The following is a 23,009-nucleotide window of genomic DNA, read 5'->3' as shown; positions in this document are numbered from 1 at the left end:
GGAACTGGCACAACGAAGGCAGCCGAACCAGACACGCAAACCTGGCCGTCGGTCTGCAGGATCTGTCTGAACGGACTGACACGCCCTGCCCGTTCACGCGCGGTCCTTCAATGCTACGTGAGATTCAAACCGTTAAAGACAGAGTCAAACTCAACGTCAAAACCCGACATTTCTAAATAGCTGCCGCCACGACATCTTGAAATGGCTAGAACATCGTGTTGTAGAGGCTAAGTTGTAAAGTCCGCTTTTAGCCACGTTCAAATGTCCGCTTTTTCGACGCGTAAGCTGTCAGTGCGAGAACCTAAAGTTCGAACTTCTCGGGGGCTTTTTGATGCGAATTCACAGAATTGGTGCCAACTGCGAAACGGTCGAAGCATTGCTGCCTCAAAAACCTAGATAGCGAGAAGTCGGTACTTTTCCGTCTTTCTGACGCGTGCGTGCGTTGTTTCGAATCAATGCGTCCCAAGTTGCTCTATGTTGAAGCGATGGGTGCTCAAGGAAATTAAACCAGCTACGTCGGTCTTTGCCGGAATCGCTTTTCAACTGCGCCGGCTCTATACACTCAATCTCGATACTTGGGGCATCATGACTGGACCAAACGATGCCGACGGCAGATATTCAGCCGAGCGAGCTATCGCTCCCGCTCCCGCTTCCGCTTCGGTTCGATTTGGTACTTCGAGAACGACCTGCCGCATGGCTTATAACTGATTCGCAGGCAAATCGTGCGCGCAAGTCGGTATCCACAAGGCTAAGCGCTGTCGCACCCTCCAGCGCGGCGATCGGGGTCTTGAGCCAGGCGAGCGCCGGGTCGAGGGCTTCAAAAACCTCCGCAGCCCGCGCGACCAGGCGCGCAAGTCGCAGCAGCTTAGCTGACTCTTCACGACTCAAGACACCTTCGCGCTTGCGGCGTGCCAAGGTCCGCTTAGGAATATCGAGTGCCTGCGCCAATTCCGCTTGCGTTAAGCCGATTGATCTAAGCATGGCGTCGAGCGCCCGCGATGAAATTCCATGGCGGACCACGTCCACCCACTCAAGACCCGATCGGGGCGCACGCGGGAAGACAGTGCGGCCTTCGAGCAGTGAGTCGGCTGACACCCTTCCGATAAGATTCACGAGTTTACCTTCTGCCATTTGGCATTGATTTTTACACCAAAATGGCAGAATCCATCGGCCGCTGTCCTATCCGATGCGCTGGCACGACGAAGCCGGCCGCCCGAAAAGGATATAGTGAACATCCGTGTTGCTACCGCTTCCGGGAGGTGCAACTTTATTTATGCCGAAGCCAAACGCGGTGAACAGGTTGCCCGGGTCCGAATCTGTCAGTGGCGCCTGCCGAATAGTTACGTAGTCACCGTATCGGTCCGTACCCACATCGCTACCGGTCGTGATGTATGCAACGTAATCTCCCCAGAAACCGACCACATGATTCTCGTAGTTGCCGTTGCCGCCGTACTCAAACGAAATCCCGACTTCCCCGGTACAAAAGTTCGTCGACAACGCCGGATAACCGAATGCGTAGCTGTTATTCCAGATTTGCACCTGCTGGATCTTATTGAAATTATTGCTCCGGTCGAGCGTCACCATTTCAACGTGAGGCTGACTGAAGTTACTGCCAGTCCCTGCGGTCCACGCAAACCATATCTGATTTCCTGAACGCGTTGCGCCGATGATGCCGTTTCTCGGGAAAGAGTTTCCGTTCGGACCATTGAAGTTCTTCGCGAGCCAGTCTCTGCCATCCGGTGTCGTGGAGGTTGGCGCGTTGTTCGCCCAGCTGGAAATGCCGATATCTCGCCAGAAATACGTATTCGAGCCTTCTGCCAATGAGAAAACCCGCAATGTGGCGTTGCCGTTGTGACCCGCCCAGAACACTTCCCCACCTGTGTTCTGTGTGATGTGATCACCCCATGTAATCGACTGAGGCCCATTCGAAGGATTGGTGAAATCGAGCGTGATGGTCCCTCCTGCCTGAATTCCAGTCAAGGACGTTCGAACGACCTGAAATCCGGTGGTGCAGCCGGTGGGACAACCATTGCCGTCACCCGCGTCCCAACTGATATACAGCGAGTTGTTCCCTACGGACAGATCGGGATAGTCAAAGCCGGTGCCGGCGGGCTGACCAAAGAGCTGCGGTGTCAGGTTCCAATAGGTCCAGGCCGTACCACCGCTGCTTTTAATGTCAGCGGGACTTGCCATCGCCAGCCGGTAACCGGTGCCCTGAAGCAGCCACACGAACCGGTCGATGCTCGGCACGTACTGGACAATCTGATCACAGCAAAATCCGACCGCGTCGTTGGGAAATATCTTCGTTGGATCCAATTGAGTAAACGTATTGCCACCGTCGGTCGAGTAAGCAGCGAGCCAGTTTGCCGTGGCGAAGACAACTCCCCCGCCGGATGCACCGCTCGGCTCGGCGCAAACCGCGGCGGAATCGCCGCTGCAGTTGACGCCGGCGGACGTCGCATTCAACCCGTTGTTTGCTTTGAACGTAATCGCTGGTGGATCGCCAAAAGGAGCAGGCATTGCCCCTGTACTGGTGGGTGTTGGCACGCCCGGTACAAACGGTGTCGTCGGTACGGGAGGCGCTGCCTGATTGACGTCGTTATCGAAATGAGGCGGCTGATGGGGAAACCTCCCGCCCTTTACGGTAGAACCTGGAATCTGAATGGTTCCTACGTTGGCCTGACCCGGAGCATCAGGTGGCAAAACAATGACCTGCTTCACGGAAAAGTCGCGCCGTTCCGCTTCGTGGTGCTTGTCTTTATCCTTAAGTTCGTGTTTCTCTTCATGCGCGCGCATATCACGAGAGAAAGGACTATTTCGTACACTCGCGCTGTCTTCCTCATTGTCCTTTTTTTGTAATTCGTAAGTGCCGCGCACAATGAGGACGTACTCTTTTCCTGCAATCAATTGACCACGGCTGAAACTGGCCTCAACGATTGCGCCTCTCCCGGCTCTTATATTGCCAATGCGCAGTGGGAGCGGACTTAGCAGGCCGGCAGCGTTGAGATGGATCGCGTCTATCCTGACGTCGATTACATCTTTTCCACTCGTGTTCACAAGCTCAGCGGCAACCTGAACCGTGTTTGGCTGTCCGAGTGCCGCTCCCGGGGAACCCAACTCAAAGACACGTTTCGACTGTTCTGCAGTAGAGTCGACGACAGCAGCAACGAGAAATGACATCAACAAAACTTTCAGCCACGTCAAGGCTTTGATGGAGTGTCTCACGTTCATGTCTGCCTCCGCTTCTATCCGGCGTCGACGACGCTGCCGGTGACGACCCCACTGTGTGCTAGCGAAAAATGTGAACGACTTTAATCAGGCCGTTACACGAAATTCGCCCGGCCAATGTAGCAAGACAATGCGTGAAATTTTGGACTGTCTACCGTCCGCAGAAAACAATGGGGAGCACGAGTCGGGCAGGAGTGGAATTTTGTGAATATTGTCCTGCCAGGTGCGTAGAACCATGATAGTTCGCAGCGGTTCGATTTCAAGTAACTTCGTGGATAACCGCTGTTTCTTTATCCCTCCCGTGACGTCGGGCAACCTCTTCGTGCTCGTCATGAACGTTGACGCAGACGCGATGACACTCGCCCTTACCATCAAGACGATCGGCATCCAGTAACAACCGGGAAGCGCTGCAACGGCATAAGGCCCAGGATGGATCCCCGGCCCGGATAACCTTGTCCCATGCTTTGGCATGTTATGCCCAGTCGTTTAACTGCTGATTAATTAGGATGCCACATGAGTATAGCCGACGATATCAGCACCGCAACCACGGCGCTGGCCGGCGTTGTCAGGTTGCGAGGCCGGTCGGATAAGATGGCGCGATGAAGAAACCGAATTCGCGCTATCACGGTCACCGTTTTCCCGCTGAGGTCACCAGCTGCGCGGTTCGATGATATTTCCGCTTCCAGTTGAGCCTGCGCGACATTGAAGTGCTGCTGTTCGAGCGCGGCGTGATCGTGACATACGAGACCATCCGATGATCGTGTGACGAGTTTGGTAAGGGCTTTGCTCATCGCGCAAAGCGGCGCGACGCAAGCCGGGTAGTACATCGCATCTCGACGAAATGTTCGTTACGCGTCGTGGAGAACCGTATATGCTATAGCGGGCGGTTGACGAGTACGACGCCGAGCTCGACGTCCTACTGCAAAAGCGGCGCGACATAACCGCGGCCAAACGCTTCTCCAAGCGTGTGCTGCGTTCGTGCTATCTCTGATTGCGACGTCGTCACTTCATAGGATTCCGCTTCAAACTGTCTCCCCACACGGGCAAATGCGCTTGCGTTGGACGGTTTACCGTTACTTCGAGGCCAATGGTGCCAGAGTGCGTGACGCGCACGAGGAGCCAGCTGCCGCCTTCACGTGAACGCCTCAACAAGCGCCATGCATCCCCCAAGTGGCGAGCCTCGACCAGCGAAACTTTCCAACCGGGATTCGCGTCCATGGAGGTATCGGTCTACGAGCGTTCTTCGTCTCCAACCGGGGAAAGAAGAGACTCAAGCAGCCTCCCAAGCCTTGCCCGCTGCTGCGGAGTCAGCCCTCTCGTAGCGCTTACCTGCTGAACTCGTCCGCGCCAGTAGGTCCGGCTGAACACTGAATCTACGCCATCCCCTGACAGAATCCGTTCAAGATGGGCAAGCGCGCCCTCAGCTGTTTGCGGCGTATAAGGGCTCGCCCGACCTGCGGGGCCCTTTTCTATCGTTGTTTTCATCCACTTCTCTCCTGTGGTGACCGATTCAATCCGCTCCGGACGCCAGCCTTCGGTTGAGCCTGTTCCTGTGGAAGTCCGATGCGGCGTGGCCGGCCGGACAGCGACCACGCCCTGCAGGCGACGCGTCGAGGTGATCCATCGCACGCGTGCAGCATCGGCAATGGTTAGCAAAGCTCGACGGTGGCCACCCACGGCATTTTCTCGAACTCTCTGAGAACGTCGTTGAGCGACCCGGCGAACGTTTTGGTAAACGAGATGGTCATGTCCTCGAAGCCACGTTCGCTGCGGGTCACAATCTGGACGCGCTCGACGTCATGCGCGACCGGCATCAGCACCTGCCAGACCGCAGCGACCCGCATGCCGCCGCTCCTCGTACGAACTGTAATCTGATGGCCTGTGCCCGTTGCTAGACTGGCAGTTTCCGGCGGCATCCTTCAGCCCCCTGATATTTTGTCTGTTGTCCATACGAGTGGCGCGATCACATTCGCCCGCGTGGTTGATGCCACCACTCATGATGATTCAGGTGTCGTAGCAGTCTTGCCCGTCTCCGCTCACGGCGATAGTGACCGATCACCATGAGCATCGCGATACCGAGGGCCGAGCCCCCGATGATCAGGCCCATCCAGGTTTCACTCATGACACATTCCTTTGAGCGCGGGTTGTATGTGAATGGCTCACGCCGGTTCGCGCGGTGCCGGTATGAACCGGCCGGGCGCGCGTGTCGCGTTACTGCATATGCTGGCCGCCATTGATCGCGATATTGGAACCGGTCACAAAGCCGGCATCGTCCGAGCACAGGTAAAGCACGAGCGCCGCCACCTCTTCGGGCTTGCCCAGACGCCCCATCGGGATATGCGGCAGGACCTTCGTATCGAGGATTTCCTGCGGAATTGCCGTGACCATCTTCGTCGCAAGGTAGCCCGGTGAAATCGTATTGACGGTGACCCCCTTGCGCGCCACTTCCAGCGCCAGTGATTTGGTGAAGCCGTGCATGCCAGCCTTGGCCGCGGCGTAGTTGGTCTGGCCAACCGAACCCTTGGAACCGTTGACGGACGAGATATTGACGATGCGCCCCCAGCCGCGTTCGGTCATGTCTTCGCAGAGCGGCCTGGTCATGTTGAACACCGAGTCCAGATTGGTGCGAATGACCGCGTCCCAGTTGACCTTGCCCATCTTCCTGAGGGTCATGTCCTGCGTGATCCCGGCGTTATTCACCAGAATATCGACCGGACCGACTTCAACCTGGATCCTTGCCGCACAGTGCTGGCATGAGTCATAGTCGGCGACGTCAACCGGGTACGCGCGGAAGCTACGGTCCCGGGTTTCCATGGCCGCTAGCCATTCGGCTGCGCCGATGTTGTTCGGCGAGTGCGTGACTACAACTGCATAACCCGCGTCATACAGCTTCGTGCTGATCGCTTCTCCGAGGCCGCCCATCCCGCCCGTCACTACAGCGATTCGTTTCGTCATCATTTCCATCCGTGATCGTAGTAACTGCGAGGATCTTGAATACCCAATGGCTGCCTCGCAAAACCCGCCATTGCGTTCCCACAAAGCCGGGCCGCCTCCAGCGTTGAGCAGGAACGGCGTCGGCATTGATTGAACTGCGCGGGTTTTTCTAGGTTTGTGGTATTGCGCGAATGGAGTCCGGTGCGCCTGCGAGCGACAACCAGCCGCGACGGCGCACTGCTCTATAGGTGAAGGGAGCCTCCCACTTGCTCTACGTCTTCTTGGCGCGCTCGTTAGAAGGCGACGCAGCGTTTTCGCTGGCACCGGTGAGCATCGCGGAAACATTGGCCTGCGCGACTTCTACGACGCTCCGAACCGACTTGCGCACCGTTTCCGCCCTGTCGCTGGCCGTCGACAACGCTGATTTCATGGTGACGGCCGGCGTCTCTGGCCCCGCCGGCGCATGCTTTGCCCAGTTACCGATGCGGGCCAGTGCATCGCGGCTGAACTGGTCGCAATACACGTCGATGATCTTTGCCGAGGCGGACTGGGTCGTGACCACAATGTCATGGACTTGCTGCTGGTACGACAACGTCTTTACTACAGCGGACTGGGCCAGGCGCATCGGAGAAGCCAGCCACTCTGCGCCCGCCGCGTCGGGATTGATGTCCTGAAGACGCGCGGTACCTTTGGATAAAACGGAGCGTCCCGCCTGCAGATTCAGGCCGGCCAGTTTCAGTACCCCTTCAAACGCCTCGATGGCCAATGAAAAGGAGGTGAAAACATTCGACTTGTAGCATTGCATCAGTTCGTCACACGAAAATGCGTTCATTGCCTTCCCTGATTGATGTGAAACGATTCCCTGACAGACGCACCGCAATGCCATTGATCTGCTGACTCGGGATTGAGCTCCGCGCTCATCATTGGTACTACTAATGTCTCTGAACGCAACTGCATCACGTATCTCGGGCTCAGCATATAGACGAAACCCCGTGCGCCCGCCTCCCGGCCGGACGGCGAAAGACGATTACAAGCGATTTGTCACGTGCGCCGCGGCCGAGCATCTCGACGACGTGATGCACCGTATGCAGTTACATATAGTGGGATTAGAGGTTTTATTCTAACCGCAAAATGTTACATAATTTTGCGGTGCAGCTAAGTATTTACCCCTATGGTTGTTGACGCAGCCGCTCACAAGAGGTGCTGTTTGAGCAGGTCGAGGGCCGAACAACACCTATAGACTTTCACGTCGCGCGTTTTTGCCAGCGCCTACAAGAATCGGACATCGTCACACGGCACGACGGTTCTGGTCAGCCACGGAGTATCGAGAAGTCCCGGTTTTTTTGACTATCGGATGCGTTGTCTCCCGGGTGTGGCGAGCTTTGGTTTTCGGACAGGCCCCCAGCTCCCCAACGGAAGACGAGTGCCAGAGCGAAACCCTGCAGAAGAAAGACCCGCAACCTGGGATCTACCTGCGCGGTGTCGTGGGAACCATGTTCACCGATGCCGAGGCGATCCGCTATTTCCTGAAGTTGGCTCGCGAATACCAGGCAAACCACGCGACGAACTGAAGATCGATGCACCACCAGGTTCGCTTGCTTCCCAGGCGTCAGTCCGTTCGTCGACCTACTGACCTTGTTCGATGTACTCGAAAAAACAATGCGCGGAGGCAAACCTGTGGATGATCTGTTCGGGGCCAGGACTAAGCCTGTTTGCGTCGCAAAGTTGGCGCTGTTGAAGCCGAGGCCAAGATGATGGAAATCGCTGGGCTTTACCGGTCGGCGAGTGTTGGTGTGGAAGTTCGCTTAGCGCTAGTGATGTTCGTTGGAACTGGATGAAACTAAGCATCAGGGTGGCGTGCTGTCGATCACGGCCTTGCCGCGTTCAGGCTGCGTGTGCCAGATCGCATCAGGCAGTGACCGGCCAGTTAGAGCCGTTCGCGGAAGGTGCATGAACGGCCGTTGCTCGGCTGATTTCTGTCGTTCGCGATGCCGCTGGCCATGACACGAAGGCGCAAAGTATCTCTGGATTGTCCGTCTAGTTCGAACGTTCCCAGACTAGACCCCAACAGAGCAAGCGGCCACTTGGATCTATACTTGGGCAGTTGGAGACACCATGGCTAATCACGACAGGCTGCATCCGCTACGTCCGCTCCTGAAGAATTGGGTCTGGGAGCATGGCCGAATCGGTACTCGCTATCTGGACTGCATCGATGGCCAAATCAAGTTTGACGAAGGCAAGAAGTCGCGCTTCGCGGCCGAAGAATACATTTTCGTGCCGCTCGACAAGGATGCTGACGACGATGCGTCTGTGGAGGGTCCTCAGATCCAGGAGGCGGGTCTTGCCCGGTTTTTGAGGGCAGCGCAGTTGGGCAAGCCGGAGGAAGCCGGCTCTATGGTGGAGGTCCAGCGCGCAGTGCAGGACTGCGTGGAACTTGGCCTGTTCAGCTCATATCAGATTGACGCTCAGGAAGCCTCTGCACGCTATGCGCAGGAGCCCATGTTCGACGATGAAATCCGCGCTGCGGTTGTCGACGATATCCGGCGTATTTACGCAGGCGCGCGCGAGCAACTGTCGCTGTACGATTTCAGTGTACTTTACGGCTTGCCCACTCCGTTGCTCATCAACGAGGCGCCGTTCATCGACTGGCGCGTGCGCGCTAGTCCGGCTCTTCCGTTCGTCTCGCTTCCTCTTGGACCTTACTGCCTGCTGGTGGGTGCGCCGTCGGGCCGGAGCAGCCGAATTGGCCCGGTGGCCTGGAAGTCCGCTGCCACAATGGGACCGTTGAAGGACCACAACCGCCAAATCGCGGCGCACTCACGTTTGTGGCTGGTGGCGACCACCGATGACCAACTCGTCGCTGTACAAAGCCGCTTGGCTGCGGCCTGGAGCCCCAAGCCGGAGGATGCGAAACCCTGACGAAGTCGGCGGGAAACGCGCGCCCGGCAGTGGCCGATTCATGAGGGCCCAGGCGTAAGCGAGACAACAACCTTGCTGTAGAAATACCCATGAAGAAAGGACTGGCTGTTATTTTCGGGGTTTACCGCTTCATGTCGATGGCGATCGCCACGTGCAACACGATCGGCAACAGCGTCGCTACTGTGGTGGTCGCGCGTTGGTCAGGTAAGTTCGACGCCGAAGTCGCCAGGCGTCATCTCTATCCCGAGCGTTATCCGGATGTCGCTTAAGCGGATCAGCGCGCCACGGACAGCAATCTTTCGCCTGAAAACTTCAGCCAGGCGAATCCTCATCCGGCCACGCCTCGATAATTGAAGTTTATCGGGCACACAGCACAGACGCATGGCAGAGGCGGCTGGGATCAGTTCGATCCTGCTGCTTTCCGCTTTCGAGTGCGGAGTCGTTCGCTGAACTCCAATGATCTCCGCCAGTTTGCACTTAACCTCGAAACGCCCACCATGAATATGAGAACTGAAACCGACGCGTTCGGACCCGTGGATATTCCCACGCATTGCTATTGGGGCGCGCAAACGCAGCGCGCGCTGAACGTGTTCGGGGGTGGCAGAAGAGCGCTTTCCCGCTGCGCTTATACACGTGTTCGGTTTGCAAAAAAGGTCGGCGCGCGCGCGCAAACCGCGCGTGCGGCGCTTTTGAACCGCGTCTCGCCGATGCAATCGAGGCAGCCGCCACGGAACTGAGCGAGGGGCGATGGGACGAGCACTTTCCGCTAGGTACAGGGGTTTTTCCAGAACGCTGCACAACGATATGACCTTGGCGAGTGCTTGACTGCCGATCGATTTGCTTTGCATCTTCGGTACGATACAGAGCATCCTTAGCCACAGGAGATCCGGTTCGACGTCCCAGTGCACAAATCCGCACCGGTCGCCTTCGCAAGTAATTAATTGGCAAGTGCCTTGACGAAGGCTTTTTGCGAATCCTGCTTGTTGCAGGGCCTCGTTCCAGCCAAACGCCAAGGTAACGAAATCCTTCATCGTTCGCCGGTACGTGTCAAATAGCCATTCCGAGTCTCCGGGTACGGCCTGTCTGAAATCCAGATTCATAACAACACCCAATCGCGTGAGGCAAGTCTTCACCAGAGTAATGGATACCAGGGATTGGACTCAACCCGTCAGGGCCAGCGAACGTCAACCGATGCCTATTGCCGCTAAACGGCCGGCTCCGATAACCATCCACCGATGTGTGCTGCATGACCTCGCCTCAAATGTTCGCCCAGCAAGACGACAAGCCCTTCCTCTTGACCTCATTTCAATCCCACCGCCCGTCCCGCACCTGGACGGCGCCCGCCTCGATCCGCACCGGAAACACCGCCACATCCTCATAAGCCGGCGGACCCAACACCTTCCCCGTCCTGATGCAAAACCGCGCACCGTGGCGCGGACAGATAACCACGTCGCCTTCCACCACACCGCCTGTCAGGATGCCGCCGTCGTGTGGGCAGATATCCTCGATTGCATAACAGGTACCACCGACATTGAACACGGCAACCTGTGCGCCATCGACCTCGACGCTGCGAACACCGCCGACCGGGAAATCCTCAACCGCGGCGACATCGACCCAGTCAGACATATCAAAGCATCCCCAATTGCAGGCGTGCCGCGTCCGACATTCGCTCTCTTGACCACGGCGGATCCCACACCAGCTCGACGTGCACGTCGTTCACACCGTCCACGGAAAACACCGTATCCTCAACCGTCGCCGGAAAGGTCTGCGCGACCGGACAGCCAGGTGCGGTCAACGTCATGCGGATTTCGACGCGGCCTTCGGCTTCGTCCACGTCAAGACCATAGACAAGCCCCAAGTCGTAGATGTTGACCGGAATCTCCGGGTCGAACACGGTGCGCAGCGCGTCCATCACGCGTTCTTCAAGACGTTCTGTTGTTGCGCCACTGCCAGGCTGTGCGGCCTCGGCTCGCTTCAGCCAGTCGAATGTACTCATCGTCTGCCTCACTCTGTCGAAACGGGGCGGTCCTCGTCGTGCAGCGCGGCATGCAGCGTATGCCACGCAAGCGTCGCACACTTCACGCGCGCGGGAAATTCGCGCACGCCGGACAGCACCGTCAGTTTGCCCAATGCCGACGCGGCTGCCGCCTGCCCTGCAGCGGGTGTTGTCACCATGTCGTGAAAACGTCCGAACAGCGCTTCGGCCTCCTCTTCCGTTTTGCCTTTCAGCGCCTCGGTCATTAGCGACGCGGACGCTGTCGCAATCGCACAGCCCACGCCTTCGAAACTTGCGTCCTTGACGACGCCATCCTCGATTCGCAGATACAGCGTGATCTGGTCGCCACACAACGGGTTGTAACCCTCGGCCTTGTGATTGGCGTCGACCAGCCCATGACAGTTACGCGGCCGCCGGTAGTGGTCGAAGATGACTTCCTGATACAGGTCGCGCAGATCGCTCATGAGCCAAATACCTCCCTGACCCTGCCGAGACCTTCGATCAGGGCATCGATATCCTCACGCGTGTTGTAGAGGGCCAGTGACGCGCGCACTGTCGCCGGTACGCCAAACCGCTGCATCACCGGCATCGCGCAGTGGTGGCCCGCCCGCACGGCGACGCCGTGATTATCGAGAATCGTGCCGACATCATGCGCATGCACGCCGTCGAGCACGAATGACAGGATGCTCGCCTTGTCGCGTGCAGTACCGATAAGACGCAGGCCCGGTATCACCCGCAATGCATCCGTTGCATAAGCAAGCAGGCCGGCCTCGTGCGCGGCGATGACTTCCATGCCGATGCGGTCGACATAGTCGAGCGCCGCGCCCAGCGCAATCGCGCCGGCAATGTTCGGCGTGCCTGCCTCGAACTTCCACGGAATCGCGTTGTATTCCGTTTTCTCGAACGTCACCGAACGGATCATGTCGCCGCCGCCCTGCCACGGCGGCATCGCCTCAAGCAACGCAGCCCTGGCGTACAGCACGCCGATACCAGTCGGCCCGTAAGCCTTATGCCCGGAGAACGCGTAGAAATCGCAATCGAGCGCCCGGACGTCGACCGGAAGATGCGAGATGGCCTGTGCGCCATCCAGCAGCACCGGCACGCCCTTCGCGTGCGCCGCTGCAACGATCAGCTCGACCGGATTGATGCTGCCGAGCGCGTTAGCCAGATGCGTAATCGCGACCAGCCGCGTACGGTCGTTCAACAAGCGCTCGTACGCGCCGGCATCAAGTGCGCCCGTATCGTCAATCGGCACGACTTTCAGCACCGCCCCGGTTTGCTCGCAGACCATCTGCCACGGCACGATATTCGAATGGTGCTCCATCGCGCTGATCAGGATCTCGTCGCCAGGCTTGAGCTGCGGGCGCGCAAAGCTCTGGGCCACGAGATTGATCGCTTCGGTCGTGCCACGTACAAACACGATCTCGTCCGGACGCAGCGCGTTGATGAAGCGTGCGATCTTCGCGCGTGCTGCTTCGAACGCATCGGTCGCACGCTGCGACAGCAGATGCACGCCGCGGTGCACGTTGGCGTTGCTATGCCGGTAGTAGGCGTTTTCAGTGTAGATGACCGAGGCCGGTTTTTGCGTAGTCGCGCCGTTGTCGAGATAGACCAATGGCCGGTCATGCACGCGCTCGCCCAGAATCGGAAAATCGGCCCGCCAGTACTCGACATTGCGCGGATCTGGCGCCTGCATCTGTTCGATCGGCTTCATAGCAGCTCCCTGATGCGTTCGCCTTCCGGGGTGCGCGCGAGCAGCAGCCGTTCGAGCCGACCGCGGAGCGATTCGATGCGCACACGTTCGACAATGTCGCGCGCAAATGCGTATGTCAGTAGCGCCCGCGCCATGCGTTCCTCGACGCCGCGCGCACGCAGATAGAACAGCTGGTTCTCGTCCAGTTGACCAACCGTCGCTCCATGTGTGCATTTCACATCGTCGGCGTAGATCTCGAGCTGTGGCTTCGTGTCGATTTCCGCATCGCGCGACAGCAGCAGGTTGTAATTCACCTGATGCGTGTCCGTTTTCTGCGCATCGCGATGCACGATAACGCGCCCGTTGAACACGCCGCGCGCGGCACCGTCGAGGACGCCGCGGTAGTATTCGCGACTCGTGCCATGCGGCTCTGCATGATCGATGCGCGTGTGGTGATCGACGTGCTGCCGGCCGCCGGCGAAATAGAGTCCGTTCAACGTAGCTTGCGCGTTTTCGGCGTTCAGGCTCGTGCCGATGCCCGTGCGCGACAACGCGCCGCCGAAGGCGAACGCATGCGATGCGAAAGAACTGGCGCGTTGCTGCGCAGCAGCTACCGACGCGATATGAAACGCCTTCGAGCCTTCCTGCTGCAACCGGTAGTGCTGCACGTCCGCCTGTTCGTCTGCGACGATGCGGGTAACCGCATTGGTCCAATACGCGTCGTCGCCCACCCCTACGAAGTGCTCGACGATGGTGCAGCCGGAGCGTGCTCCTGCACGCACGACATTGAACGGCTGCACCGCAAGACCGGCTTCGTCAGTCAGGAATAGCATGTGCAACGGTTGGTCGATGACCTCGCCAGGCGGTAGCAAGACGGCAAAGCCGTCTGCCAGAAACGCCGTGTTTAGCGCGACAAAACCGTCCGCATGAGTTTGTGTGGCAATCGTCGCTTCGAGTCGTCGCGGCATTTCTCTTAACGCCCGCGCGATCGAGCCCACAAACACGCCTTGCGGCAAGCCATTCAGTTTCGACAGACGCGGCACATGACGACCATTGACGAATACGAGTCGATGACCACCAGGGTCCAGCACGAGTTCGTCGACGATGCGTCGCAGGTCGCCATCGTCGGTGCAGCCGTTGCGTTGTGGCGCGAAATGCCAGGGACGCTTGCCAATCGACGACACGTTCGTGTACTTCCAGTCCTCGTGGCGCGTGGTCGGAAAACCGAGCGCTCCGAACTGTTCGAAGGCGCTTCGGCGCGCGGTACGGAGCCACGGCAACTCAGCGCCGGGCAACGTCTTCGCGAGTTGTCCAAAAGCCTGGTGGAAGAAGTCGAGAGATTCGTTTTTCATGGGTGCCCCGCACTTGCTACACTGGGTGCGCTGGCTGATTGCACGGCCTCATCTTCGATCCAGCCATAGCCCTTGCGTTCCAGCTCCAAGGCCAGATCACGCGCCCCCGACTTTACGATCCGGCCGTTCGCCAGCACATGCACGCGATCCGGCACGACGTAATCCAGCAGTCGTTGATAGTGCGTGACCAGCACAATCGCCCGTTCTGGACTGCGCATGCTGTTGACACCGTGCGCAACGATCTGCAGCGCATCGATATCGAGTCCGGAATCCGTTTCGTCGAGAATCGCGAGCCGGGGCTCCAGCACCGCCATCTGCAGGATCTCGTTGCGCTTCTTTTCTCCGCCGGAAAAGCCTTCGTTGACTGCGCGGTACAACAGGGTCTCGTCCATCTGCATCAGCGTCATCTTGTCTTTGACCAGTTGCAAAAACTCCATCGCGTCGAGTTCCGGCTCGCCACGATGCCGGCGCTGCGCGTTCAACGCTGCCTTCAGCAGATAGACATTGCTCACACCGGGTATCTCAACGGGATACTGGAACGCGAGAAACAGACCTGCGTGCGCGCGTTCCTCAGGCGTGAGCGCCAGCAGATCGCGACCGAGATACGAGACCGTGCCGTCGGTGACGACAACGTCCTCGCGCCCTGCCAGCACGTGGGCAAGCGTGCTCTTGCCCGAGCCGTTGGGGCCCATAATCGCGTGCACCTCACCAGTCTTCACGCTCAGATCGATGCCGCGCAGGATTTTCTTGCCGTCGACTTCGACTTGCAAATTGCTGATTTCAAGCATGGTTCCAATCCCTCGCGAATCGCCGTGGGCCAAGCAGTAACGGTTAGCCCACACTGCCCTCCAGGCTGACACCGAGCAGCTTCTGCGCCTCGACAGCGAACTCCATCGGCAGCTCCTTGAAGACTTCCTTGCAGAAGCCGTTCACAATCATCGACACCGCATCTTCCGCAGACAGCCCGCGCTGCCGGCAATAGAACAGCTGGTCTTCGCCGATGCGTGATGTCGACGCTTCGTGCTCGACCCTCGCGGTCGGGTTCTTGACCTCGATATAGGGAAATGTGTGCGCGCTGCAACGGTCGCCGAGCAACAGCGAATCACACTGCGTGTAATTGCGCGCACCTTCGGCCGCACGGCCGACTTTCACAAGGCCGCGATACGCATTCTTTCCGCGGCCCGCTGAAATGCCTTTCGACAGAATCGTGCTACGCGTATTGCGACCGAGGTGAACCATCTTCGTCCCGGTATCGGCCTGTTGATAGTGGTTGGTCAGCGCCACCGAATAGAATTCACCGACCGAGTTATCGCCCTGCAGGATCACGCTCGGGTACTTCCAGGTAATCGCCGAACCGGTTTCCACCTGAGTCCACGAAATCTTCGAATTCGCCTCGCGGCAATCGCCACGCTTGGTCACGAAGTTGTAGATGCCGCCCTTGCCCGATGCGTCTCCCGGATACCAGTTCTGCACGGTCGAATAGCGGATCCGTGCCCCTTCCAGCGCAATCAGCTCGACCACAGCGGCATGCAGCTGATTTTCGTCGCGCATCGGTGCAGTGCAGCCTTCCAGGTAGCTCACATACGCACCCTTGTCCGCAATGATCAGTGTGCGCTCGAACTGCCCGGTGTTCTGCGCGTTGATGCGGAAGTAGGTAGACAGCTCCATCGGGCAGCGCACGCCCGGCGGGATGTAGCAGAACGAGCCGTCGCTGAACACGGCGGAATTCAGCGCAGCGAAGAAATTGTCGGTATGCGGCACCACCGAGCCGAGATACTTCTGCACCAGCTCGGGATGATGCTGCACGGCATCCGAGAACGAACAGAACACGATGCCGAGTTGCGCAAGCTTTTCGCCGAACGTCGTGGCGACCGAGACGCTGTCGAATACCGCATCCACCGCGACGCCTGCCAGGAGTTCGCGTTCTTGCAGCGGCACACCCAGCTTTTCGTAAGTACGCAGCAGTTGCGGATCGACTTCATCGAGACCCTTCGGACGATTCCTCTGCGCCATCGGCGCGGAATAATAGACGATGCTCTGGTAGTCGATCGGCGGATGCCGGACCGTTGCCCAATGCGGCTCGGTCATGGTGAGCCAGTGCCGATAGGCCGCGAGCCGCCATTCGAGCATGAACGCCGGCTCGTTTTTTTTCGCGGAAATAAGCCGGATCACGTCCTCGCCCAGCCCGCTCGGCAACGCGTCGGCCGCCAGGTCGGTCACGAAACCATGCTGGTATTCGCGACTTATCAGGTCGTCGAAACCGGTTGTGGATACGCTCATGCGCAGCCTCCGTCAGTCGTTTTGCGCGCCAGTGGCGTCGCGTTCGTGCGGCGGCCGGGAATGCTGCGCGCGCGGATCGCGCTGATATCGACCGCGCGCAAGGTCGGTCCCGCCATGTCCGCCAGCGTGACCTGCTGTAACGCCTCGTAGATCACGCGATTGACCTTCTGCCAGTTGGCGCGCACCGCGCACACCGCCTCCTGGATGCACAGGCCTGGCTGCGTGCTGCATTCAGTGATCCCGATCGGGCCGTCGACCGCGGCGATCACCTCCGCCAGCGTGATCCGCTCGGGCGGTCGCGGCAGCAGGTAACCGCCGTTCGTGCCGCGCAGCGACTCCACGACACCGCCCCGCGTCAGGACTTTCAGCATCTTTGACACGGTGGGCATCGCGACGCCGGTCGCCGCCGCAATGCTGCTCGCGCTATGGACGGCGTCCGGGTCGCGCGCCATCGCGGTCATGATCACCGTGCTGTAGTCGGCGAGTTTGCTCATGCGCAACATCGCAATACCTCCCGTCTCAATCAGAACCATCTTTGTCCTGATTAGACCGAAATGAAACAGACACGTATGCAGTGAAGGACACCGTCCTGCTTGGGATTTGTAGCCGCGTCGCCGACCGCTTCCCGTTTCCGGAGAAGCATTTTGATGTACGACGGTACTAGATTTCATTCTAGACCTGTATGCAAGACCTTGTTAGTGCATAGGTCTTCGTGAGGAGCGGCTATGGAACGCCATATCGCCCACGATTGCCCACGCGCCCGTCCAGACACCAATTGTTTGACACCTAAAATATCGACCAGATTAAAGGCCAGAATCCACCAGCGGAACGGGCGTTCGTATCGTCTGTGTCGAGGCAGGCCCAGCCCGGCTGTGGTTTGGGCTGTTGACGAACGCGTATCGTGGCTCAACCCCCAGGAGCCGACGTAATCGCCGGGCTGTAGTCGCCGTGACCCGCTAACTTGCCTTCCTTCTGCACAAGATATGGGTGGATTGCTCCGACTTCCGCTGCGGGTCGATGGAGGCGACGGCATGATGCAAACCGCTCACCAAAACTGAACCTTGCTGGAAGAGTCCGAAGCGTGGACGATTGTCGGGAAGCAGCCGCAACTGACTGCCGCGCCCGAGCGCGCCCAGGAGCGAGGCTCTGCATTCCTGTCCGGCCAATGCGTGCAGCGCGCCGTGATTGACGAGTCGACTGCGGAAAGAAGCGTGACCCGCGCAAAAGACGTTCGGAGATTGGCCCTTGACCGCCCAATTAAAGAAGCGGCCATTCGAAAGCTGTGCCGGGAAGCTGCCATTCCGCGGTAATGCGCGCTACAACCTTTGCGATAGTGGTATGAACGGCACCGGGCCATACGCCAGCAGACAGCAGACAGCAAAACGTGCGTCCTGAACGTGCCTTGAAGACGCGTCGTCTTGCTCCTCATGCAAGTCTCAGCTTGGCAATTCTGGGGAGTCTCTCAGGCGCGGACGCCCAGCAACAGACCGATGCCACGACGCCTGCCGAACGGGCGTACGAGACCTTCTTTGTGCAGTGCGGAGGACTGCTGATATAGACAACGCACTCTTTGACATGCCCCGAATGGACGGTGTGACTGCCTCGGGCCGCCAATGTCGCACACGAGGGAATTGCGAACATCCCTATGCCGGGGCACGTGCGTCAATCCGCTAACATCAAACCCGGTCCGAGAGTCCAGAAGCAGATCTGCTTGCACGGCTATCGTCGATTCGCATTCAGTGCCACCATTCTGAACCAGGCGCCGCCCCGACCGTCGACTGTGGATCGCCCCAACACGATCGCCGCTCGCACTGGCAGCGCAACGGCCGGATACTGGCGGAAGATTCAGGGCTTTTAGAGAGATTTTCAGTGTCGCCCGTGCGTGTCACTGTCCTGACGCTGCTTGCAATGGTGGCGTTTGCAGCGAATTCGTTGCTATGCCGGCTGGCCCTCAAGGGCACCGGGATCGATGCAGCGAGTTTTACGTCAGTCCGCATCGCGTCGGGCGCCCTGGCGCTCTCGCTGATAGTGCGGCTCCGGGGCGGCAGGCTGGGCGGCGCCGGAAACTGGCTGTCGGCGCTGGCGCTGTTCGCCTATGCTGCCGCATTCTCGTTTGCATACCTCAGCCTGCCGGCGTCCACTGGAGCCCTGCTTCTGTTCGGCGCGGTGCAGACGACCATGATTGGCTACGGCATCCGAAAGGGCGAACGCTTTGAAAGCCGGCAATGGATCGGATTGATATGCGCGTTGGGGGGGCTTGCCGGGCTGCTGCTTCCCGGTCTCTCGGCCCCACCTCCCGGAGGCGCTGTCCTTATGCTCGGCGCGGGCGTCGCTTGGGGCATCTATTCGTTGCGCGGTAAGGGCACGGGAAATCCCACCGCGGTGACGGCCGGCAACTTCCTGCGCGCTGTCCCACTTGCCGCTGCGCTCAGCGCCGCCATGTCCGCCCACGCTTCGATCGATTGCGCCGGTTTCTGGTACGCAACGGGTTCCGGCGCAGTGGCCTCCGGCATTGGCTACGCCATCTGGTACGCGGCGTTGCCCGGTCTGAAAGCCGGCAATGCCGCCACGGTGCAGTTGAGCGTGCCGGTCATCGCGACGCTCGGCGCAGTCGGATTTCTTGGAGAGAGCGCGACCATCCGAATCGTGTTGGCCTCCTTAGCAATCCTCGGAGGAATTGCCCTGGTTGTGGTGGGTCGGGGAACCCAGCACGACACGCGGGCGTAAAAGCATGGCGAGTCGCGAACCCACACAAGACGCTGCGCCGACGCCATGGGATTTCTTTTATCCCAGCCTCCCCACGTGGGCACGGGGTGCATATATTTAAAGTCTGGTACTGATCATGTCCGGGGAATGCACAACAGCGGAGGTCATCATGAGCTACAGCCTGGAGGGACGCCTACTGGAAGTCTGCGAGTGCAAGGTGCTTTGCCCGTGCTGGATCGGCGAAGATCCCGACAACGGCACTTGCAGGTCGACAGTCGCTTATCACTATGACAAGGGGGCGGTGGACGACGTGGATGTTTCGGGGCTGACGATCGCGCTTGCGTGCTTCATCCCGGGCAACGTCTTGCAAGGCAACTGGCGGGTGATCATTTTCGTCGACGAACGTGCCAGCGATGCCCAATTCGAAGCGCTCGCCAGCGTCTACCGGGGTGAGCGGGGCGGCCCACTAGCCGACTTTGCCAAACTGTTCGGCGACATCGTGGCGATCGAGCGTGCCGCGATCGATTTCGATGTGCGCGAGGGTAAAGGCACTCTCAAGGTCGGCAACACCACCTACGCCGAACTCGAACCCTATCTTGGACCTACAGGCGAGCCGACCAAACTGGTCGAAAGCATTTTCTCGACGATTCCTGGCTCTCCTGCATTCGTCGGAAAGGCCAGCACGTTCCGGATGCAGGATCAGAAGCTCGGCATCGACCTTGATCTGAGCGGCCACAACGCCATCCAGGGGTATTTCACGTTCCAGGCGTGATGCACCTCGCAACCGCAGTCGCTGACATACCGCCCGGGCATCGCAATGAGTGCGACTTCGCAACCCCGTCTGTTCGTGCCGCTGGCGGTCACGCTGGTCGCCGCGGCGTGGCTTACCCTATGGGTTTGGGACAGCAGCCCGTACGCGCGCTACCTGCATCAAGTCGACTGGTCTGAAACCGGTCTGGCCGGGCTGTGCAGCGTGGCCCCGGCAGGCCTCACCGTCATTCCAGCGGTTTTGCATACCGCTGCGTGGCTACTGATGATCGTGGCGATGATGTTGCCAACAATGCTTCCGTTGCTGCAGATATTCGAGCGGTTGACAGCCGCGCTCCCGGACCGGAAGCGCCTGCTGCTGTTCGTGATGCTCGGTTATTTGTCCGTGTGGAGCGTCTTCGGCCTGTTTGCCCACGCAAGCGATGCCGGCCTGCACGAACTGGTGCGGCGGACACCGTGGCTGGTGTGGCATGGGTGGGTCGTCGGTGCCTCAATCTTGGGGCTCGCTGGCGCGTATCAATTCAGTTCGCTCAAGTATCGATGTCTCGACAAGTGCCGGTCTCCGCTGATGTTTGTCAGCGAGCAGTGGCGCGGCGGCAACGTTCGTCGGAACAGTTTCCTGCTCGGGATACGTCATGGCCTGTTTTGCGTCGGATGTTGCTGGACGCTGATGTGCCTGATGTTTGCCGTCGGCACCGGCAGCATTGGATGGATGCTGGCGCTCGGCGCGGTGATGTCGGCAGAAAAGAATCTGCCCCAGGGTCGCAAATTGAGCACGCCGTTAGGCGCCGCGCTGCTGGGATGGGCGGCGCTGATCGTCGTCAACGTCCTTCGACAGGCCTGATCGGCCTGGCTGCGATGTCTGGCGTCGATGCTTGCCAATTTTGTTAGAACCGCTTTCCCTAGTGCCCCAATGTGGGGGCCGCTTCTACCGAAGTAAGATCGTCGCTGTCGGAATGCGGCGTTCGCGACCGTCTGCTTTTGCCGGCACCGATGGCTGCTCAGGGTCGACTACGGAAATTCGCCGAGCACCGGGCCCGCATCGACCACCGGCCTCCCAAGAACTTCCGGGTTGGCACAAAGCGCCGCTCACACCCGTCGCCGGTGGGACATTCAGGGCGTCGGCTCCGCCCCCCACAACCGGCCATCCGAATGCCAAAGACGAAGACGAAGACTCCGTCATCCGCCATTGCCGACACTCGCCAGCCATGTAATTTTGCTGTCGTTAGCCCCGATGGAGGTGAACGCCCGCTTCGCGGACGACCCCGGCCGGGGACCGTCCCGCCGGGCTTTCGAGACTCGACCAGACGTGCGCGTCTGGAAGCGGCCGAAAGCGGCTTCAATTTGTCGCTCAGAGTTTCACAACCTCACCGCCCTAATACGCCAGATAGGCCCGCTCGCGCTCTTTTGCCCAATCCCGTCCCGGCCAGAAGACGATTACAACAATCGGAGTAAGCATGCCAAAGAGAATCGACATACTTATCCAGAACAGGTCATTGTTCTCCAGCAACAGTACGTTCTTCCAGTCAAAGCTCCGGTAATCGATATCGAAAGGATTCGGCTTGTATCCGAACAGCCATGCGATTATCGAATGGGCGTACTCGTGCGGGAAAGCAGAGACCCAAAGAGACAGGATAAAGAAAACGGGCGTGAGCATGACAAAAGCAACAGGTCGTTTTGCATTTTTCATCTATTTACTCCCGGTGCAATTCAAGTTCTCCAGCTTCTTACTCCTGCTTATGACCCGCGATGTTTCCTCGGTTCCGCGCCATTCGTCCGCTGTCTGGCGTGCAGTCAGATGATTTTTATCTCTCATGCATGGGTCTGCGCCATACGATAAAAGCAATACGGCCGTCTTCGGATTATCCGATGCCTTAGGGGTCGTTCACACTGCCGAATCGCTCCCGGTCGTGCCGATCCGGTCATGGATGGCTTCGCAATGGTGCACGAGCGCCGGACGGGAGAGCACGTATTGCTTCAACGGTGTATCGATTTCGTAAAAATAGATATTGGCGACGAAGCCATAGATCGCTGCGTCAACGGTGGCAGGATCGCCGCCGAAAACATAGCTGGTGTCGCCGAACAGATCCGCCACGACGCGCAGATTCGCGATACCTCGCGCATAGACCTGCTCCGGTTCATATCGGCCAATGCCCTGATAGTGGTACCGCAGGCGGTTGTATTCGCGAGCGGCTTCAAGATCATTCGCTTGAACGTCCGGGTGGGCGGCAAGCACGGCGTCGCGAAAGGACGGCCAGAAGCGCTCGTCGCGCCAGCGTGAAAAGCTCATGATCCAGTACAGGTCGTCGAGCGTTCGACGGATCATATAGTCCAGATTCAACTGCTTTCGCGAAAGCGCGCGGTCGATGTCCAGATCGTACTGACGTGTTAAATGAGCGATGATGCTGTCGCTGTCGCCGATCGTATCGTCGCCATCAAGGAGGTAAGGCAATTGACCACGCGGCGCAGGGCTTGTGTCGAGGACATGACGATGCTCAAAGGCGAGCCCGCACAATCGCATGAACGCAAATACCTTCAGACCAAAGGGATTGTTATCGGCGACGCCAAAGAGATCCGGATAGGAGTAAAGCGTCAGCATAAGCACTCCTTTTCTGCGACAGGAACCAATTCACTAACGTCAGAGAGAAATACCGGACATTCGTTGGCCATGCTACTTCATTCTGCCCATTCCAAGGGATAGCCGGCCGCTATGCGTCTGCGGCCAAGGCAAACGGCTCGCAATGCACGGCTCCTGCATCGTTCGAGTTCCGGTCCGCGGGTCGTAGGGTCCGCTGCATAGAGCGGGCAAACGTCGCCATATCGTTGCTGGCTCTGCATGCGTATGCAGCCAGGAACGCCGCCATTGACTGCTCCGTTTCGGGGCGAACCGTCCTGCAGTCAACGATCGCGGCCGCGCATCGACCAGTGTGAGCAGTCGAGAATGAAACCGTTCGCGATGGAGGTGGAAGTCGACATCCTACCGGGTGCCCAAAAGGATTAACGTACCCGGTAGCGCAGTTGTATTCGACGAAACTTCGCGTTTCGATGAAGTATCCAGCGTATCTGTCGATCACGGAACACAAGGCGAAACTAAAGACCTTTCGTCTAAGTGGATTGTCGTCCATCATATTTG

20 protein-coding genes and 2 pseudogenes are annotated in these 23,009 nt (G+C 58.9%); 7 read left to right on the top strand and 15 right to left on the bottom strand.

The features are described 5' to 3' along the window. Nucleotides 1-618: 618 nt before the first annotated feature. Nucleotides 619-1,131: an antitoxin Xre-like helix-turn-helix domain-containing protein gene (locus JMY24_RS06770; protein ID WP_236597327.1), complete on the bottom strand. Its 513-nt coding sequence runs from the start codon at nucleotides 1,129-1,131 to the stop codon at nucleotides 619-621. Between the two features lie 48 nt (nucleotides 1,132-1,179). Next, nucleotides 1,180-3,231, bottom strand: coding sequence for a hypothetical protein (locus tag JMY24_RS06765; RefSeq protein WP_201701567.1), 2,052 nt, complete (start codon nucleotides 3,229-3,231; stop codon nucleotides 1,180-1,182). Nucleotides 3,232-3,463: 232 nt separating this feature from the next. Here JMY24_RS06765 and JMY24_RS06760 point away from each other — a divergent pair, with 232 nt between their 5' ends. Both JMY24_RS06760 and JMY24_RS06755 read left to right on the top strand, forming a co-directional pair. Continuing rightward, a complete protein-coding gene (locus tag JMY24_RS06760; RefSeq protein WP_164853833.1) occupies nucleotides 3,464-3,622 on the top strand; it encodes a hypothetical protein in 159 nt (52 codons plus the stop codon). Between the two features lie 205 nt (nucleotides 3,623-3,827). After that, nucleotides 3,828-4,207 (top strand): annotated as a pseudogene (locus tag JMY24_RS06755) (DDE-type integrase/transposase/recombinase); the annotation flags it as partial. A 670-nt stretch (nucleotides 4,208-4,877) separates the two neighbouring features. Here the strand turns inward: JMY24_RS06755 and JMY24_RS06750 are convergent. The 3 genes from JMY24_RS06750 to JMY24_RS06740 all read right to left on the bottom strand — a co-directional run bounded on the left by JMY24_RS06750 (nucleotide 4,878) and on the right by JMY24_RS06740 (nucleotide 6,994). Continuing rightward, a complete protein-coding gene (locus JMY24_RS06750) occupies nucleotides 4,878-5,072 on the bottom strand; it encodes a hypothetical protein (protein WP_236597326.1) in 195 nt (64 codons plus the stop codon). 367 nt (nucleotides 5,073-5,439) lie between these two features. Next, nucleotides 5,440-6,183: an acetoacetyl-CoA reductase gene (gene phbB / locus JMY24_RS06745; protein ID WP_128598212.1), complete on the bottom strand. Its 744-nt coding sequence runs from the start codon at nucleotides 6,181-6,183 to the stop codon at nucleotides 5,440-5,442. A gap of 250 nt (nucleotides 6,184-6,433) precedes the next feature. Next, nucleotides 6,434-6,994, bottom strand: a complete 561-nt coding sequence (locus tag JMY24_RS06740) for a phasin family protein (protein ID WP_164853835.1) — start codon at nucleotides 6,992-6,994, stop codon at nucleotides 6,434-6,436. A 1,283-nt stretch (nucleotides 6,995-8,277) separates the two neighbouring features. Here JMY24_RS06740 and JMY24_RS06735 point away from each other — a divergent pair. Then, entirely contained in the window at nucleotides 8,278-9,081 is an 804-nt protein-coding gene (locus JMY24_RS06735) for a hypothetical protein (RefSeq protein ID WP_128585131.1), read from the top strand. A 95-nt stretch (nucleotides 9,082-9,176) separates the two neighbouring features. Then, nucleotides 9,177-9,431: pseudogene (locus tag JMY24_RS38270) on the top strand (dicarboxylate/amino acid:cation symporter); the annotation flags it as partial. Between the two features lie 955 nt (nucleotides 9,432-10,386). Here JMY24_RS38270 and JMY24_RS06725 read toward each other — a convergent pair. Genes JMY24_RS06725 through JMY24_RS06690 form a run of 8 tightly spaced genes read right to left on the bottom strand, consistent with a single transcriptional unit; the run spans nucleotide 10,387 to nucleotide 16,905 of the window. Continuing rightward, entirely contained in the window at nucleotides 10,387-10,707 is a 321-nt protein-coding gene (locus tag JMY24_RS06725; RefSeq protein ID WP_128585132.1) for a Rieske (2Fe-2S) protein, read from the bottom strand. Nucleotide 10,708: 1 nt separating this feature from the next. Then, entirely contained in the window at nucleotides 10,709-11,077 is a 369-nt protein-coding gene (locus JMY24_RS06720) for an SUF system Fe-S cluster assembly protein (RefSeq protein ID WP_128585133.1), read from the bottom strand. An 8-nt stretch (nucleotides 11,078-11,085) separates the two neighbouring features. Then, nucleotides 11,086-11,541: a Fe-S cluster assembly sulfur transfer protein SufU gene (gene sufU, locus JMY24_RS06715; protein ID WP_128585134.1), complete on the bottom strand. Its 456-nt coding sequence runs from the start codon at nucleotides 11,539-11,541 to the stop codon at nucleotides 11,086-11,088. Then, a complete protein-coding gene (locus JMY24_RS06710) occupies nucleotides 11,538-12,791 on the bottom strand; it encodes a cysteine desulfurase (RefSeq protein ID WP_201701565.1) in 1,254 nt (417 codons plus the stop codon). Before JMY24_RS06710 ends, sufU begins: the two co-directional genes overlap by 4 nt. Then, nucleotides 12,788-14,122, bottom strand: a complete 1,335-nt coding sequence (gene sufD / locus JMY24_RS06705) for a Fe-S cluster assembly protein SufD (protein WP_128596274.1) — start codon at nucleotides 14,120-14,122, stop codon at nucleotides 12,788-12,790. The genes JMY24_RS06710 and sufD overlap by 4 nt, the downstream gene beginning before the upstream one ends. Beyond that, complete coding sequence (sufC, locus tag JMY24_RS06700; protein WP_128596273.1) at nucleotides 14,119-14,910, bottom strand: Fe-S cluster assembly ATPase SufC; 792 nt, start codon at nucleotides 14,908-14,910, stop codon at nucleotides 14,119-14,121. The genes sufD and sufC overlap by 4 nt, the downstream gene beginning before the upstream one ends. Before the next feature lie 43 nt (nucleotides 14,911-14,953). Continuing rightward, nucleotides 14,954-16,402 (bottom strand): Fe-S cluster assembly protein SufB, encoded by a 1,449-nt coding sequence (gene sufB, locus JMY24_RS06695; protein ID WP_201701563.1) that lies wholly within the window; start codon nucleotides 16,400-16,402, stop codon nucleotides 14,954-14,956. Beyond that, nucleotides 16,399-16,905 carry an SUF system Fe-S cluster assembly regulator gene (locus JMY24_RS06690; RefSeq protein ID WP_128585138.1) on the bottom strand — a complete coding sequence of 169 codons (507 nt, stop codon included), beginning with the start codon at nucleotides 16,903-16,905 and terminating at the stop codon, nucleotides 16,399-16,401. The genes sufB and JMY24_RS06690 overlap by 4 nt, the downstream gene beginning before the upstream one ends. A gap of 1,366 nt (nucleotides 16,906-18,271) precedes the next feature. On the opposite strand from JMY24_RS06690, the gene JMY24_RS06685 reads away from it, so the two are divergent. From JMY24_RS06685 to JMY24_RS06675, 3 genes are all read left to right on the top strand, one after another. Next, a complete protein-coding gene (locus JMY24_RS06685; protein ID WP_236597325.1) occupies nucleotides 18,272-19,129 on the top strand; it encodes a DMT family transporter in 858 nt (285 codons plus the stop codon). Between the two features lie 148 nt (nucleotides 19,130-19,277). Further along, nucleotides 19,278-19,880: a DUF1326 domain-containing protein gene (locus JMY24_RS06680; RefSeq protein ID WP_128585140.1), complete on the top strand. Its 603-nt coding sequence runs from the start codon at nucleotides 19,278-19,280 to the stop codon at nucleotides 19,878-19,880. Between the two features lie 45 nt (nucleotides 19,881-19,925). Then, nucleotides 19,926-20,720: a DUF2182 domain-containing protein gene (locus tag JMY24_RS06675; protein WP_128596271.1), complete on the top strand. Its 795-nt coding sequence runs from the start codon at nucleotides 19,926-19,928 to the stop codon at nucleotides 20,718-20,720. Between the two features lie 531 nt (nucleotides 20,721-21,251). On the opposite strand, the gene JMY24_RS06670 is transcribed toward JMY24_RS06675, so the two are convergent. After that, nucleotides 21,252-21,566 (bottom strand): hypothetical protein, encoded by a 315-nt coding sequence (locus tag JMY24_RS06670; RefSeq protein ID WP_128596270.1) that lies wholly within the window; start codon nucleotides 21,564-21,566, stop codon nucleotides 21,252-21,254. Between the two features lie 195 nt (nucleotides 21,567-21,761). Continuing rightward, nucleotides 21,762-22,475, bottom strand: a complete 714-nt coding sequence (locus JMY24_RS06665; protein ID WP_128596269.1) for a glutathione S-transferase family protein — start codon at nucleotides 22,473-22,475, stop codon at nucleotides 21,762-21,764. Nucleotides 22,476-23,009 lie beyond the last annotated feature (534 nt).

It is taken from the genome of Paraburkholderia kirstenboschensis, assembly GCF_904848585.1.
In the GTDB taxonomy this organism is placed as follows: domain Bacteria; phylum Pseudomonadota; class Gammaproteobacteria; order Burkholderiales; family Burkholderiaceae; genus Paraburkholderia; species Paraburkholderia kirstenboschensis.
This window is presented reverse-complemented; position numbering and strand designations above follow the sequence as displayed.

What these genes read in the sequence shown, in the direction of transcription:
- JMY24_RS06770 (WP_236597327.1), bottom strand. Translation starts at nt 1,131, where the DNA reads ATGGCAGAAGGTAAACTCGTGAATCTTATCGGAAGGGTGTCAGCCGAC.
- JMY24_RS06765 (WP_201701567.1), bottom strand. Translation starts at nt 3,231, where the DNA reads ATGAACGTGAGACACTCCATCAAAGCCTTGACGTGGCTGAAAGTTTTG.
- JMY24_RS06760 (WP_164853833.1), top strand. Translation starts at nt 3,464, where the DNA reads ATGATAGTTCGCAGCGGTTCGATTTCAAGTAACTTCGTGGATAACCGC.
- JMY24_RS06750 (WP_236597326.1), bottom strand. Translation starts at nt 5,072, where the DNA reads ATGCGGGTCGCTGCGGTCTGGCAGGTGCTGATGCCGGTCGCGCATGAC.
- phbB (WP_128598212.1), bottom strand. Translation starts at nt 6,183, where the DNA reads ATGACGAAACGAATCGCTGTAGTGACGGGCGGGATGGGCGGCCTCGGA.
- JMY24_RS06740 (WP_164853835.1), bottom strand. Translation starts at nt 6,994, where the DNA reads ATGAACGCATTTTCGTGTGACGAACTGATGCAATGCTACAAGTCGAAT.
- JMY24_RS06735 (WP_128585131.1), top strand. Translation starts at nt 8,278, where the DNA reads ATGGCTAATCACGACAGGCTGCATCCGCTACGTCCGCTCCTGAAGAAT.
- JMY24_RS06725 (WP_128585132.1), bottom strand. Translation starts at nt 10,707, where the DNA reads ATGTCTGACTGGGTCGATGTCGCCGCGGTTGAGGATTTCCCGGTCGGC.
- JMY24_RS06720 (WP_128585133.1), bottom strand. Translation starts at nt 11,077, where the DNA reads ATGAGTACATTCGACTGGCTGAAGCGAGCCGAGGCCGCACAGCCTGGC.
- sufU (WP_128585134.1), bottom strand. Translation starts at nt 11,541, where the DNA reads ATGAGCGATCTGCGCGACCTGTATCAGGAAGTCATCTTCGACCACTAC.
- JMY24_RS06710 (WP_201701565.1), bottom strand. Translation starts at nt 12,791, where the DNA reads ATGAAGCCGATCGAACAGATGCAGGCGCCAGATCCGCGCAATGTCGAG.
- sufD (WP_128596274.1), bottom strand. Translation starts at nt 14,122, where the DNA reads ATGAAAAACGAATCTCTCGACTTCTTCCACCAGGCTTTTGGACAACTC.
- sufC (WP_128596273.1), bottom strand. Translation starts at nt 14,910, where the DNA reads ATGCTTGAAATCAGCAATTTGCAAGTCGAAGTCGACGGCAAGAAAATC.
- sufB (WP_201701563.1), bottom strand. Translation starts at nt 16,402, where the DNA reads ATGAGCGTATCCACAACCGGTTTCGACGACCTGATAAGTCGCGAATAC.
- JMY24_RS06690 (WP_128585138.1), bottom strand. Translation starts at nt 16,905, where the DNA reads ATGTTGCGCATGAGCAAACTCGCCGACTACAGCACGGTGATCATGACC.
- JMY24_RS06680 (WP_128585140.1), top strand. Translation starts at nt 19,278, where the DNA reads ATGAGCTACAGCCTGGAGGGACGCCTACTGGAAGTCTGCGAGTGCAAG.
- JMY24_RS06675 (WP_128596271.1), top strand. Translation starts at nt 19,926, where the DNA reads ATGAGTGCGACTTCGCAACCCCGTCTGTTCGTGCCGCTGGCGGTCACG.
- JMY24_RS06670 (WP_128596270.1), bottom strand. Translation starts at nt 21,566, where the DNA reads ATGAAAAATGCAAAACGACCTGTTGCTTTTGTCATGCTCACGCCCGTT.
- JMY24_RS06665 (WP_128596269.1), bottom strand. Translation starts at nt 22,475, where the DNA reads ATGCTGACGCTTTACTCCTATCCGGATCTCTTTGGCGTCGCCGATAAC.